The following is a 13,698-nucleotide window of genomic DNA, read 5'->3' as shown; positions in this document are numbered from 1 at the left end:
TGGGCCGGCGGAAGGGTGATTGCGGTTGAATGGCGCGGCCTATTCTGGAGCCGGTTCTTGTGTGAGGCGCAGCGACGTCGATCCGAGAATCTGCCATCCTGGACTGGACACGGCCTATGATCGGGCGAATATCGGCACGAGGTCCAACCGTCTGAATTCGGCGTCCTCCGTGGCGATCTCGACGACGTCGTCTCGCACGGCCGCGTATGCGAGTGCGTGATCGGTGAAACTCAACGATCCGGTTCTTGACTGTTGCCCCATGAACGCGTAGACGTCCCGAAACGACGGTTCGTACACTTTCACGCGGCTTGCGGAGAGCGATTCCAGCCACGTCCACGCCTCTTCTGTGCGTCCCGTCTTATGGACGATGTGGTTGAAACTCTCCGCCACCACATCGCGGACCGTGAATACCATGCTGGCATCCGCAAGGAGCGCCCGGACAGCTTCGTGCCTTGGCCATTCGAAGTAGCTTTCGAGGAACGCCCACGTGTCCCACGCGATGAGGCGCATTACGGTTTCCCGCCGTAAAGCGATTCATCCAGCTCCTTGCTGGTCATGCCTTCCCCGCCTCGGAACCGTTTTGGCGCTCGGAGCCGGAAAACCGGCTCGTCGGCGAGGCTTCCGGGCTCATACGCGCCACGGCGTATGAGGAACCGGACGGCGTCCGCGGTGTTGTCGAGCCCTCGCGTCTTCTTGGCGATCTCGATGATCTCAAGCTCTTCCGATGTGGGCCGGAAGCTTACTACTTCGGTCACCAGTCATTATTTGGCGTGGCAACTATATATGTTTTCGCAATGTATTCAAATTAGTGTTTGTATACAAACCCCATGACCATCCAGATCCGACGCATTTCCGCGGCAAGATTCACAGAGAACAAGGGCTTGCATGGACCGCCTTGCGCGTTCCTGCGGGGCCGCGACGTTTGTTCCTCGGGCACCGTCTCCGGCATAGCAAGAATCATTGTCGGGCACGACCCCAGGCGCAGCTTATCGGACACTTGTCGGCTAGTTTGCTGACACATTCCACGACACGACAATTGAGACCGCGTTCGGTCCTGTGCAGGAAATCGTAAGTCGCCAATCCCCCGATGGGCCCGCGCTGCTCGTGAGCGTCGGCATGTTGTTTCCCGTCGAGCCGCCTCTTGTGGCCCCCGTTGCATCCACGAGCGTCGCGCTCGAGATGGCACTGGTGGACGTCATGATCACGCGCGCGGAGGATAGGTCGCTTGCAATGCGCGCTTCCCGGTTGCCGATCGATGCCCATGCGGCATTCGAGCTCCGGGAGGCGGTCGAGTAGACGTTTGGAATCCACGCGGGAGGCGGGGGTCCAAGGTTGACCATCGCAACGAGGTCTGCTAAATCGATAGCGCGGGGCGTAAATGCGATTTTCATCTTACCCGTCCTGACCGTCGTCACGTCAGTTGACTAGTCGGCGCTCATTTCCACGATTCCCCGCACGGCGGCCGTTCCGGAGAATTCGGCGGTCCACCTTCCGGCGACGGGCGATTTCACTCCCCCCGAAGTCCAGTTGCACCAGCCGTCCGGCAGCGCCGGACCCGTGTCCGCCTCCAATCGGCGGCTTTCGTTTCCGCTCGGAGTCTTCAACACCACTAGCGCCCCATTACCTTCGCACGCGGCCGCGGGGCCAGCGGTTGTGAGCGGACGAAAGCCAAGTTTGATCACGGTCACACCGGCGCCGGGTGGGACATCAAGCACCTTGTTTTCCGGGGCTTGCGTGTGATCATGATCTACGGCGATCTTGAATCGCGTGCCTTGTTGTGCCGTCGTTTCGTTCATCTGCGTGTCGTTCGCGATGCCATCCTCGGGCGGCGTCAGGCCTTTTCCCTGGTCGTCAGTTGGAGGGCCGCTTCCCTCATCAGCGGTCTGCGTGCAACCACCAATCATGGAGAATAGAAGTAGCGACGCGACGAAGCCCAACTTCACAGTTTCCGACGAGCGTCCCGAAGGATGAAGTTTTCCCAAGGGGGTGAGGGCCTTATCTCTGGGAAATCACCCAAGCGATGGCGACAGTTGCCGTCGGCGGGCCATTGCAACTCGCTGTGAGGCTCCATGCTCCCGAAGTGCCTGTTCCCGTGATTCCGGTCCCGACAGCCGTCGAAGAACTTGCCCCGCCGGTGCTGTTAGTGAGCGTGGCGGAGAAGCCAGTGACGGCCGCCGCGTTCGGATTCGCTGTAAATGAAACTGTCACTTTCGTGTACCCGGTCTTCACGTTGATCGGGAAATTGCCCGCGGTCCCGGTGGGCGTGCCGCATGTGATCGTCCCGCTGCCGTTCTCATTGGGCAGCGTCTGTTGACCGCCGCCACCGCCCGTCCCGTTCGTCGTGGTGTTGTTCCCCGTCCCCCCCGTCCCGCCGCCGTTTACGACCGGCGGCGCGTTGACACTCTCGTAATAGAAGACGCCGGCCATCGCGCCGACGAGGATGACTGCTCCGACGATGCCAGTGAGGGTGTCCCTGTCCATCTTCTCAGACCCGTCCGGAAGATTGCGAGGGGCCTATTAAGGGTTCTGACCCGCCGTGCACGTTTTTCGGGCGCCCCTATCTGTGGCCGGCCTGGCGGCGCTTTTTTAGGGGACGAGGTCACTCCTCGCGCGTGCCGCCGGATGCTTTGCGCCTCATTGCGTCGCCTCGCAACCGGGCGATCCTCTCGCTTCTTGCTGCCGAGCCCGCGCATCCCCGACGTGTCGCAGGCCTCCTTTCCATGCCCGAATCGGACGCGGCCCGTCGACTAAGGGCCATGGAGAAGGCGGGACTCGTCGAGGGCGCGTGGCGCCGGTTAGACACCAATGTGCGGACGTATCGACTCTGTGCGAACACCGCAAGTCTGGTTTTCGGACCCGACGGCGTCACGATTCTCATGGGCGGCACCAAGAGGTCCGCCGAGGCCAGCCAGATCGAGGCGCCCCCGCCCGATTTGCCCCGGGTCTTCGTCGGCCGTCACGACGAATTGTCCGCGCTTGGCGCCTCGTCTGGTCCCGTTGTCGTCGAGGGCATCGCGGGGATCGGGAAGAGTTCGCTCGTCGCAAGCTACGCCCGACAGCAACGCGACAAGCGGCCTGTCTTCTGGCACCGGGTCCGCACAGTCGATTCCGAGGCGTGGCTCATGTCGCGGCTCGCGCTCCATCTTGCCGCTGCGGGCGTGAAGCCCGCCCTGTTCGAAGCGGACGATTCAAACGACGAGCGGCCACGACTCGAACGAGCCATGGACTTGATTGAACGGGCCGGGTCGCTTCTCGTCTTCGATGATGCGCAGAACGCGCGCGACTCCGGCCTTCGTGGGCTCTTGCGCACACTCTGCGAGCGTGTGGACGATGCGCAGGTGGTCGCCATCTCCAGGACGCGTCTCTCGTGGCTACCGGCCCGTGTTCGTAGACTTCGGCTTCGTGGATTGGACGCTGAAGCCGTCAGCACCTTCGCGGGCAAAAAAGGGCTGCCGATACCCGAGAGATTGGAGAGGCGCGTGCGAAAAGAAGTAGGCGGACATCCGCTCGCCCTGAACATACTCCTTGAGACGGCGGGGAACCCCGAGAAGCTTGACACCCTTCTCGACGGCCTCCCCGAGGAGCCCCTCACCGATTATCTCCTGTCGGAGCTCTATGACGTTGTCTCGGAAAGCGAGCGTCGCGTCCTCGCGGCCCTTTCGGTCTTTCCCGGCCCTTTCAGTCCCGAGGAAGCGGACGTGGTCGTCTCACGGCGCGATGAATCCGCGTTCCTTTCCCTTCGGCGCCGCCTCCTTGTCGACGAGACGCTGTCCGGCTTCGAGCTTCATGAGGTCGTGCGGAATTTCTTCCGCTCGGTCGACCGTTCGTCGAAGAGCAGGCACCTTGCCTTGGCCGATCACTATCTCGCCACCGCGACGATTGAAGGTCGTCTCGAGGCGATGCGGCATCTCATGGAGGCGGGCGGCGAAGCGCGCGTCTTGTCGATGCTTGAACGCGACCTCGACCTCGAGGAAGCGGAAGCTCTTCCTGCGGCGTACCAGACCGCCTACGACGAGGTGCTTGAGGCACTTGCACGCACGAAGCGCCTCACGGCGAGGCAGGCCGCGCTCGTCGATGACGAACGGGGCGATCTTCGATTCACGCGCAAGGACTACGACGGCGCGCTCCGGTCCTACCAGCGTGCGGCACGTGTTTTCAATCGCGCGCGCGACCTGGAACGTGTCGCAGATCTCACGTGGAAGATCGCACTGTCCCTGGAAAGGATGGGAAACGCCGAGCGCGCCGGTTCCATTCTCGCGGCTTTCGGCGACGGGAACGGATTGGGTCGACGTGCAACCGCGAGGTTGCGCGCACTTCGCGATCGGCTCACGGCGGCGAGATAGTCATACGATTTCACTAATGGCGGGTCCTCCGGGAGCTGGTTTGCAGTTTTTCCGCACACCGCTCCTTTAAGAGTATCGCCTCCAGAGTGGACTCGGCGAGAAGTTGAGGATAAACGCTTTAAGGGCACAGAAGGACTCCGGACGCGAGGCGAGGCTCCCCCTGGCAACCTATTCCCCTATCGGCAACACCCCCTACGCCAGGGAGTCGCTCGACGGCGTCCGCGGCCTTCTGTGGATCTGCCTCCTGGTAGCGTTGCTTCTCGGCGTCAGTCTCACGATGGCGGATGAGGCGAGGGCTGACTCTGCCACGAACATGAGCGGGGCGCTTCCCACGGCACGCGACGCGACGAGTGCGGTGTGGGACGGGACCAACGCCTACATCTTCGGGGGTTATGACGGTAACTACCTGGACAAGATCGTGCGCTACAACCCGTCCACGGACACCATCACCAACATGACCGCCACCCTCCCCACGCAAGTCGCTTACGCGAGTGCGGTGTGGGACGGCACCAACGCTTACATATTCGGCGGCTCGGACCCATTCTCACGCTCGAACACGATTGTGCGGTACCACCCCGGCACGGACACGGTCACCACCATGACGGCCACCCTCCCCACGGCACGCGTGTGGACCAGCGCCGCATGGGACGGCACTAACGCTTACATCTTCGGCGGCTACGACGGCGCCGTCCTGGACCAGATCGTGCGGTACAGCCCCGCGACGGACACGGTCACTGTCATGAACGGCACCCTCCCCTCCGGAGGAGGCTACCTCACGAGCGCGGTTTGGGGTGGAACCAAGGCGTACCTCTTCGGCGGCTGCTACACCCAAGATTGTCTGTCGAACAAGGTTCTGCGCTATGATCCCGGCACGGACACGGTCAACACCCTGACCGCCACCCTCACGACCGGGCGCTACGCCACCAGTGCGGCGTGGGATGGCACCAACGCGTACATCTTCGGTGGCTTCTACAATAACGTGCTAATCAATGAAATCGTTGGCTACAATCCCGGCACGGACACCGTCACCACCATGACCGCCAGGCTCCCCACGGGGCGTGACTATACGAGTGCGGTGTGGGATGGTACGAACTCCTACGTCTTCGGGGGCTACGATGGCGGCCGCTTGAACAAGATCGTGCGGTACGGGCTCGGGCCGGGGGCCCCCCAAACCCTCGCCGCTTATGCGGGACCGGCCTCGGGCGAAATCACTCTTACCTGGCAGCCGCCACTTAACAACACGTACTCCTCGAGCATCACGAATTACACCGTCTATCGCGGTAGCGCCTCGGGAAGCCTTTCGCTCTTCGCAACCATCGGTAACGTCACGACGTACGTCGACACGGGACTTCCCCTTGGCGCGACGCGCTACTATCGGATCACGGCGTCGACGGCTAGCGGTGAGAGTCCACGGAGCAACGAGGCCAGCGCGACGACCTACAACCTCCCAAGCGAACCCATCGATGTCACCGCGTTCGCGGGCCCCGAAGCCGGAACGGTCCAGGTGGCCTGGCAACACCCGTTGGATGACGGAGGGTGCGCTCGTGAGTCGATGCAAATCAAGTGGGGAGGCGCCAGTGGAGATCTACCCAATCTAGAAACGTTCCCGCCGTACATCCTTGGCTGGAAGGCCATGGGGGTCGGCGCCAACGTCACCAGATATTATCAGGTGCGCGCCGCAAACTGCGTAGGCCCGAGTCCGTTCTCGCCTGAAGTGAGCGCCACCTCTTTCAGCACGCCTAGCGCCCCAGAGAACTTCGTTTCGGAGGGCAGCCGGAACGCGATCAACCTATCGTGGCAGCCGCCGGCAGGCGACGGCGGGATGAACATCACGCACTACCGCCTCTACGGTCGGGTGTCGGCGGGGCCATGGACCTTCATCAAGAACGTATCGGCGGCGGCCACGAACGCGGCTGACATAGGGCTCCCGGAAAATCACACGCGCTCCCACCGGTTGACCGCTGTTAACCTCGTCGGCGAAGGGGAGGCGAGTAACGAAGCAACCGCAACCACGTTCGCGGCGCCTTCGGTGCCCCAAGGTCTTGCGGCTTCGGGCGGTCCGGCCCCCGGTGAGATCACGATCTCCTGGTCACCGCCGTCAAGCGACGGCGGCGCTCCGGTCCTGCACTACAACCTCATGTTTGGTGACGATCAATCGGCAAGCCAAGGCGGTTTCTTCCTTGGAAACGTCACCTCCTTCACCCACACGGGCCTCGGAAACCACGAGACGGTCTATTACCGGATGACGGCGGAGAATGCCGCCGGCGAAGGCCAACCTACGGGTGTGGTTTCGGCGACGAGCCTCGGCTACCCGGGCGCGCCCGTAAACCTGACCGCCGTTTCCGGGCCTGAGGCCGGGCAGATTTCGCTCGGTTGGGAAGCGCCGGGAGATAACGGCGGCACCAACTTCACGGGTTACCGCCTCTATCGCATGGCGACGTCATCCGAATTCCCCGGCGCCCTTGCGGCGGAGCTCGGCTCGTCGGCTTTCTCGTACGTGGATGACACGGGCGGGGTCAGCGGGACCGAATGGTTCTACGCGGTCGCCACGATGAACGTCGTGGGGGAAGGCAATAGGAGCGAGCAGGCGGCGAACTTCACTCCGCGTGGCGACACGGTGACGCCTCGCGAGGCAGCCCTTCCCGACGGTCTCGGCGACACGGCCTCCGTCTGGACGGGCGAGGACGCTTACATCTTCGGTGGAAGGAACGGCACGGCCTGCACGGCGGAGATCCTTCGCTATGACGACGCGCTCGACGAATTCGAGCACGTCGCGGACCTGGTGGAGCCACTCTGCTCGGTGAGCGCACTATGGAGCGGAGACTACGTTTACCTTTTCGGGGGTTTCAACGGAAGTGGGTACCCGGGCGATATCCTTCGCTTCGATCCAGCAATGAACAGTGTCACGGACATCGGAGACCTCACGAAGAACATCTGCTGCAAGGCGGCGGGATGGGCGGACGGGAAAGGGTACCTCTTTGGCGATTACAATGCCTCCACGCAATCGTACGATATCCTGCGGTTCGACCCCGCGACGAACGGTGTGACCGACATCGGTGATCTGAGTAGGAACATCTGCTGCGCGGCCGCAGCGTCGGTCGGCCCGTCGATCTATCTGTTCGGCGCGCGGAACGACTCGGATAACAAGGGTGAGATCTTGCGGTTCGATCCATCCACGGGAACCGTCGAAAAGATCGGTGAATTGACGGACAACATCTGTTGCGCTGCCGCCGCGTATAGCGGGCAGTACGTCTACCTCTTCGGAGGCGAAGACAACGGTTCGAATTCACAAAACGTCTGGCGGTTCGACCCGTCGAACGGTACGCTCGAGCTTTCGGAAGCGACCCTACCGGAACCGGCCTGCTGCGCAAGCGCCGTCTGGACGGGTGAGCACGTGTTGATCTTCGGCGGTTCCGACGACGACGGTGAAAAGGACGCGGTCCTCCAGTACAACGTCGCCCCCCACGACCCGCAAGACATCAGTGCCGCCCCCGGACCCGGCGCGAACGACATCAGCGTCACGTGGCGCGAACCGGCATACAACGGAAGCGCTGTGCCAGGAGAATATCGTGTTTACAGGGCCGAAGGCGATGGCGAGCCGCGGCTCCTCGCCCGACTCGGCGACACCCGGTCACACGTGGATTCCACGTGCCCCGCGGGGACCACGTGCCACTACACGGTAACGGCCGTGAGTTCGGGTGGCGAGAGCGCGAATTCGGGAAGGGCCAGCCAGACCGGACTGGTCCTCAACCCGAAGATCGCGGAGAACGGCGACGGCTCCATGACGGCCTACAATGATGCGAATGACAACGGAAGCGTGGACGATGGCGAGGGGCTGATCTCGACTCCGTCCGTTGGAGCGCTGCTCCCGGCGTTGCCGGTCGTCCTTGGCAGACGTTTCAAGGGCCGAGGGCGAGGCGGACAATCGGGATTATAACCATCCTCCAGGATTGGTCGCTGTGGGCTTTGTCTTCAACCTTTGGGGACTGCCGGGTCTTCTCGCCCTGGTCATCGCGTGGATGATGGCGGCCGTGGTCTACTTCAGCGCGCCCACGCGAAGAGCCAATCGGTGGCTTGCGGTCGTCCTTTTCTTCGAAGGAACCGTCGCGGGGACCGCCACCGGGCTTCTCTTCATGGTCGATGATGCGAACTCGGCCTTTGGCCTGCAGGCGGTCGGTGTGACGGCCATCATCGTGGTGCCGATCCTCTACTTCTTCTTCCTCGCGACATTGGATACGCCGTTGTCAAGGCCGTTCAGGAGCCCCGTCGTCCAAGGTGCTCTACTTCTCGTAGCGGCCTTACTTGAGGCATATTGGTTCACGAACACTGGGTTGTTCATCGGCGGTTTCAACCGCGAGACCCCCATCGCCCACTTCGAATCGCGTTCGGGACCCTTGTCCTTCACGTACAATCTGCTTTCGTTGGGCGTGACGATATTCGCGCTCGTGGTGGCCGTTTGGGCGTTTCGAAGCGCTCGTACCGAGACTGTCAGGAGACGAGCGAAAGCCTTCGCGATCGCATTTGGTATTCGTGACGCGTTGCGGATATTGGCGATAATCTCGGTTTTGGCCTTGCCTTCGACCACGGGTGGCGTCGGAGACCTCCGTTTCATTCTCTTCGTTCCGATGCTTACGCTGGTCTATGTGCCGCTCTTGGCCTACGGGATCCTCCGGACCCAATTGTTCGATGTGGACCTCAAGATCCGTTGGACGGTGAAACAAAGCACCGTCGCCGCGTTTTTCATCGCCGCGTTTTTCCTTGTCAGCGAGGCCGCCCAGACGTTCTTTCAACAGAGCGGGTTCGGGCCGTACCTGGGAATCCTCGCCGCCGCGTTGCTCGTTTTCGCGATAGCGCCCATCCAACGCGTCGCCGAGGGCGTGGCCAAGGCGGCGATGCCCAACGTTTCGAACACGCCGACGTATGTGGCCTACAAGAAACTCGAGGTGTACAGGGCTGCTCTTGAAGGCGCGGCCGAAGACGGTGAAGTCACTTCGAAGGAGCACGCAGTGCTAGCAAGGTTACGAGAAAAACTGGGGATCTCAACCGAAGACGCAGCCGCCCTAGAATCAGAGGTCCTGGCCTCCATCCCTTTCCAGGGCGCGCCGCGGCCAGCGTGACCGCCGGTGGCATAGCGGCAAAACCTATAACGATGTACAATATCGGCCCCCTAATGGTCCTCCGCCTCCTATTCCCCCTCGACGGCTCCGAGCGTTCCTTCGCCGCGATGGAGCGCGCCTTGATCCTGTTCAAAGCCACGCCGGGCCTCCAGGTCACGCTCTTCAACGTAATGCAAAAAGGGTTCGAGACGGCCCCGGAGACGACGGTCGAGGAGTTCGATGAGGACGAAGGGGACGAGATATTCCCGACGGAGGACTCGTCGCTACGGATGCTCGCGAAGGCTCAAGCCGTATGCAAGAAACACGGGGTGGCGGCCAATGAGAAGGCCGTCAAGGGAAAGGTCGCGGACGAGATCATCCGCGAGACCGCGAGCCACGACGTGATCGTGATGCATTCGCTCGACCGAAAAGGATTCGGCGAGGTGTTACGGGGTTCGAAGACAGAGCACATCGCAAGGTCGGCAAAGTGCCTCGTGCTTCTTTCGAGGGAAGACTGAAACGATGCTGAGCGCCGATGTCGGCGGTGTGTAAGCCGTGGGCGAGTCGGCCGTCTCAAAGATGGGTAGGGTCTTCTCGACGTATCCTCGGACATTCTGGCTCATCAATTTCATAGAACTCCTCGAGCGCGGCGCCTATTACGGGATGCTCGCGATCTTCACCGTATACATGGTGAGGACGCGGGGTTTTTCCTCCGTGGAGGTCGGAGGCTTCCTCGCGGTCCTTCAGCCCCTTCTCTATTTCGTCCCCCTTGTCGCGGCGGCCCTGGCCGAAAAATACGGTTACCGGATCTCGTTGATCCTCGCCTTCGCCCTCCTCGGGATCGGTTATTTCGCGCTTGGATCGGTCTCCGAGCCCGTCGCGATCATCGCGAGCATCGTGGCGCTCGGTGTCGGTGCCGGGGCCTTCAAACCGATAGCCACGGCCGTGGTCGCCCAATCCACCTCCCCGGAACAGCGTAACTTCGGGTTCGTCATCTATTACATGGCCGTGAACATGGGCGCGTTCCTCGTGCCGCTCGCGATCGCGTTCACGATCCCGCCGGAATTCTATGGCCTCGTCTTCTTTGTCTCAGCCGGTCTCATCGCGTTGAACGTCGCGATCATCTTTCTCCTGTACAGGAATGTCCGCCCGCCGCAGACGGGAAAGAGCGTGTTCGGGGCGCTCGGGGCGCTGGTCGGCGTCTTCAAGGACCCGGCGTTCCTCCTCCTCCTGCTTCTTTACAGCGGCTTTTGGTTCATGTACGCGCAGTTCCAGTTCTACGCGCCGCTCTACATGACGGATTTCCATGCGATGCCCGACTGGTTCACGCCTGCGTTTCTTGCGACCGTGAACCCGGGTGTCATCATCCTCATGGGTTCGCCCATCGGGAAATTCGTCGAGAAGCTGCCGTCGCTCCCGACGATGATCGCCGGAATAGGCCTCTACGTGGTCGGCACCGTGTTCCTCGGCGTCGTCCCGGGACTCTTCATCCTCGGCGCCGTCCTGGTGAGTATCGGAGAGGTGGTCGCACACCCGTGTTTCTACGCGTACGTCTCGAAGATCGCCCCCCAGGACCGGGTGGCGGTCTACCTCGGGTATGCCTTCATCCCGGTGGGGATCGGTCTCACGGTCGGGGCGGGCGTCGGGGGGACGATGTACAACGCCTTCTCGGAAGTAGGGACTCGCCCCAAACTCTATTGGGCGGCCTCCGCGGCCGTTGGTCTTTTCACGATGGCCGCGTTCATCCTCTACAATCGTTGGATCACAAAGAAACGGGCGGCGCCAGAGGTCGTTGCGGCCCCGGCGCGCCGGTCCACCTTCGACCTTGTCACGAAGCCTGCTATCGCCGTGGTCGCGATCCTCCTCATCCCGGCCGTGATAGGCGCCGGCTACGTGGGCGGTACGGATCGGTTCGATCGTGTGGCCGAGCTTCCGCCGACGGACAACGTGACGCGGCCTATCGGTGTTCTCAACGTCGCCCCCGTGACGGGAACGACGACGGAAGGCCAATCGACGGAAAGGACGGTGATGGTGAACATGACGAACGGGACAGTCGAGTCCGTGAATTTCACCCTCGAATGGGTCGATGAGGCGGCGTCATCGGCGGCCACGGCCAACTCTCCGGACACGTTCAGGTTCACGGTGCGGCTTCCAAACGGCGAGACGGTCGCGAGCCCGCAAGCCTCCAACCCCCCGGGCGGAAGGGGCCTGGTCGCGCTCGCCGCCAGTACGCCGTGGGGAGGAAATGGTGCCTATCTGATAACGGTCTTTGCGGTCGCGTGCGGCGATGAGACCGTCCAAAGCCAATCGCTTCCCGTTAGCCCCGCGCCGGACACTGGAAACGCCTGGCGCATGACCATGAACTGATGCCAGTTTTCCTTGGCACGCGCCCGTAGTGCTAGGGTCTAAGACCGTCTTCCATCACGCATTCTAGATTTTCACAGGGTAGAGCGGCCGCTCCCCAAGAAGGACGCGTTTCACGTCCTCGGCAACTATGAGGCCCGCGGCATCCTGCGCTTCCCGCGTCGAGGCGCCTATGTGCGGTGTGAGGATCACGTTTTCGAGGGTCAAGAGCGGGCTAGCCTTCGGAGGCTCGCTCTCGTAGACGTCCAACGCCGCGCCTGCAAGGCGCTTGGCCTTGAGGGCGTCATAGAGCGCCTTCTCGTCGATCACCCCGCCGCGGCTCACGTTCACGAGGAAAGCACCCGGCTTCATCTTCGAAAGGAGTGACGCGTCCATGAGGTTGCGCGTCTCATCGTTAAGGAGGAGGTGCATGCTCACGAAATCGGCGCGCTCGACGACCTCTTGAGGCGACGTCATCTTCGTCGCATTGTAGCGGACCATCGTGCCGGCATCGACGAACGGGTCGTAGGCGACGATGGTCATCCCAAGTGCTTTCGCGATCTCGGCGACGCGCGCGCCGATGCGGCCGATGCCGATGAGTCCGAGGGTCTTGTCGTGGAGTTGTGTCCCCATCAAATCCTTCTTTAGCCACTCGCCCCGTTTCATTGAGCCGTCCGCGCGCGGCAGGCCGCGTGCCAACGCGAGCATCATTCCGATCGTGAGTTCAGCCACGGATTCGGTGGCGGCCGTCGGAGCGTTCACGACCACGATCCCTCGCTTCGCCGCCGCCGGGACATCGATGTTGTCCACCCCAACGCCCGCGCGGCCGATGACCTTTAACCTGCCGCCAAGTTCGATGAGCTTCCCATCGACCTTCGTAGCACTACGCACGAGGAGCGCATCGGCGCCCCGGATCGCCTCCTCGATCTCTGCCCGGTCCATCGCCTTGGTATCGACGTCGAAGCGTTCGCGAAGGACCTTGAGGCCCGCCTCCGAGATGGTCTCTGGGACGATGATTTTCACGGGCACAGGATGAGCGTCCCGCAATAAACCCCTTGCCGCACGCCTCCCGTGCGCGGTGCAGGGCCGCGAGTCGTGGACAAGGGCGACACCCTTCCCGTGTGCGAGGGTTAAGTATTGCGTGCCTCGTATCACCACGCGTGAAAGGGATTAGGCGAATCGCGGACCGACTGGAACGCGTCCTCACGGCCCGCGACCAGGCGCGCGAGCGTGGCATCGTCTCCGCCAGGGCGATCACCCGCCTCTCCGGGGATTCGGTGCGGGCCCTCCACGCAGGCCGGGACGAGCGCATCGCGCTTGCGGCGGCCACAAGCGAGGCGGCGCGGTTGAAACGCGTGCTCGCGAAGTACCCCGACCTTTACTTCGCGGGGTTCGCGATCGACGCCCTCGCGGAACTTGCCGAGGCCGCGGTCGTGAGGTCCATCGCCCGGGGCCTTCCCGTGCCGTTGCCGCGTGACATCAACGTCCCCGAGGACGCTTACCTTCTGGGCCTTGGCGATGCCATCGGCGAATTGCGTCGACTTTCCCTCGATTGCATGAGGAGATCCGACCACGCGCTCGCGTCGAAGCGGGTCGAGGAGATGGAGATGCTGTTCGAGATCCTCATGCGGTTCAACCACACGTCTGCATTGGGGGCTCTGCGGCGCAAGCAGGACGTCGCGCGCGGCCTCATCGAAAAGACCAGAGGTGAGTTGCAGGTCTCCGCGGAGAATGCGCAGCTGCGCCGGAAGCTAGCGCAGTTGGAGCGGGCGTTGGCGTCCAAAAGGAAGAGTTGAGAAGCCAGCCAAAGCGTCGATTCGCGGCAAGGAGGCGTCGTTCGATCGGGCGAAGGCCCAGCGTCCTTCGACCGGCACGTTTCTTGTTGCGTTGCAAAGAACGGTCCAAAAGCAATATAA

Annotated in this window: 12 protein-coding genes; 7 read left to right on the top strand and 5 right to left on the bottom strand. The window is 62.4% G+C overall.

Annotation, left to right across the window (positions count from 1 at the left end; translation table 11 throughout):
- Window positions 1–114: 114 nt before the first annotated feature.
- Together HY556_07720 and HY556_07715 are read right to left on the bottom strand one after the other, a co-directional pair.
- On the bottom strand, window positions 115–510 hold the full coding sequence (locus HY556_07720) for a PIN domain-containing protein (GenBank protein ID MBI4393664.1): 396 nt from the start codon (window positions 508–510) through the stop codon (window positions 115–117).
- Window positions 510–755 carry a hypothetical protein gene (locus HY556_07715; GenBank protein ID MBI4393663.1) on the bottom strand — a complete coding sequence of 82 codons (246 nt, stop codon included), beginning with the start codon at window positions 753–755 and terminating at the stop codon, window positions 510–512. The genes HY556_07720 and HY556_07715 overlap by 1 nt, the downstream gene beginning before the upstream one ends.
- Window positions 756–1,056: 301 nt before the next feature.
- On the opposite strand from HY556_07715, the gene HY556_07710 reads away from it, so the two are divergent.
- Window positions 1,057–1,296: a hypothetical protein gene (locus tag HY556_07710; GenBank protein ID MBI4393662.1), complete on the top strand. Its 240-nt coding sequence runs from the start codon at window positions 1,057–1,059 to the stop codon at window positions 1,294–1,296.
- Between the two features lie 128 nt (window positions 1,297–1,424).
- Here the strand turns inward: HY556_07710 and HY556_07705 are convergent, their stop codons facing one another.
- Both HY556_07705 and HY556_07700 read right to left on the bottom strand, forming a co-directional pair.
- Window positions 1,425–1,943: a hypothetical protein gene (locus HY556_07705; GenBank protein MBI4393661.1), complete on the bottom strand. Its 519-nt coding sequence runs from the start codon at window positions 1,941–1,943 to the stop codon at window positions 1,425–1,427.
- A gap of 52 nt (window positions 1,944–1,995) precedes the next feature.
- Entirely contained in the window at window positions 1,996–2,481 is a 486-nt protein-coding gene (locus tag HY556_07700; protein MBI4393660.1) for a hypothetical protein, read from the bottom strand.
- Window positions 2,482–2,612: 131 nt separating this feature from the next.
- Here HY556_07700 and HY556_07695 point away from each other — a divergent pair, with 131 nt between their 5' ends.
- The 5 genes from HY556_07695 to HY556_07675 all read left to right on the top strand — a co-directional run bounded on the left by HY556_07695 (window position 2,613) and on the right by HY556_07675 (window position 11,806).
- Window positions 2,613–4,343: a helix-turn-helix domain-containing protein gene (locus HY556_07695; GenBank protein MBI4393659.1), complete on the top strand. Its 1,731-nt coding sequence runs from the start codon at window positions 2,613–2,615 to the stop codon at window positions 4,341–4,343.
- 103 nt (window positions 4,344–4,446) lie between these two features.
- On the top strand, window positions 4,447–8,280 hold the full coding sequence (locus HY556_07690; protein ID MBI4393658.1) for a hypothetical protein: 3,834 nt from the start codon (window positions 4,447–4,449) through the stop codon (window positions 8,278–8,280).
- Between the two features lie 22 nt (window positions 8,281–8,302).
- Window positions 8,303–9,460, top strand: a complete 1,158-nt coding sequence (locus HY556_07685; protein MBI4393657.1) for a hypothetical protein — start codon at window positions 8,303–8,305, stop codon at window positions 9,458–9,460.
- 53 nt (window positions 9,461–9,513) lie between these two features.
- Window positions 9,514–9,957 carry a universal stress protein gene (locus HY556_07680; GenBank protein MBI4393656.1) on the top strand — a complete coding sequence of 148 codons (444 nt, stop codon included), beginning with the start codon at window positions 9,514–9,516 and terminating at the stop codon, window positions 9,955–9,957.
- Between the two features lie 37 nt (window positions 9,958–9,994).
- Window positions 9,995–11,806 carry an MFS transporter gene (locus HY556_07675; protein ID MBI4393655.1) on the top strand — a complete coding sequence of 604 codons (1,812 nt, stop codon included), beginning with the start codon at window positions 9,995–9,997 and terminating at the stop codon, window positions 11,804–11,806.
- Between the two features lie 63 nt (window positions 11,807–11,869).
- Here the strand turns inward: HY556_07675 and HY556_07670 are convergent, their stop codons facing one another.
- Complete coding sequence (locus HY556_07670; GenBank protein ID MBI4393654.1) at window positions 11,870–12,805, bottom strand: hydroxyacid dehydrogenase; 936 nt, start codon at window positions 12,803–12,805, stop codon at window positions 11,870–11,872.
- Window positions 12,806–12,942: 137 nt separating this feature from the next.
- Here HY556_07670 and HY556_07665 point away from each other — a divergent pair, with 137 nt between their 5' ends.
- The gene (locus tag HY556_07665) at window positions 12,943–13,578 is read left to right on the top strand and encodes a translin family protein (GenBank protein ID MBI4393653.1); all 636 of its coding nucleotides are present in this window, start codon (window positions 12,943–12,945) and stop codon (window positions 13,576–13,578) included.
- Window positions 13,579–13,698 lie beyond the last annotated feature (120 nt).

Source organism: Euryarchaeota archaeon (assembly GCA_016207515.1).
Lineage (GTDB): Archaea > Thermoplasmatota > SW-10-69-26 > JACQPN01 > JACQPN01 > JACQPN01.
The sequence above is the reverse complement of the archived record's forward strand: the minus strand, read 5'-3'. Positions and strand labels throughout refer to the sequence as shown.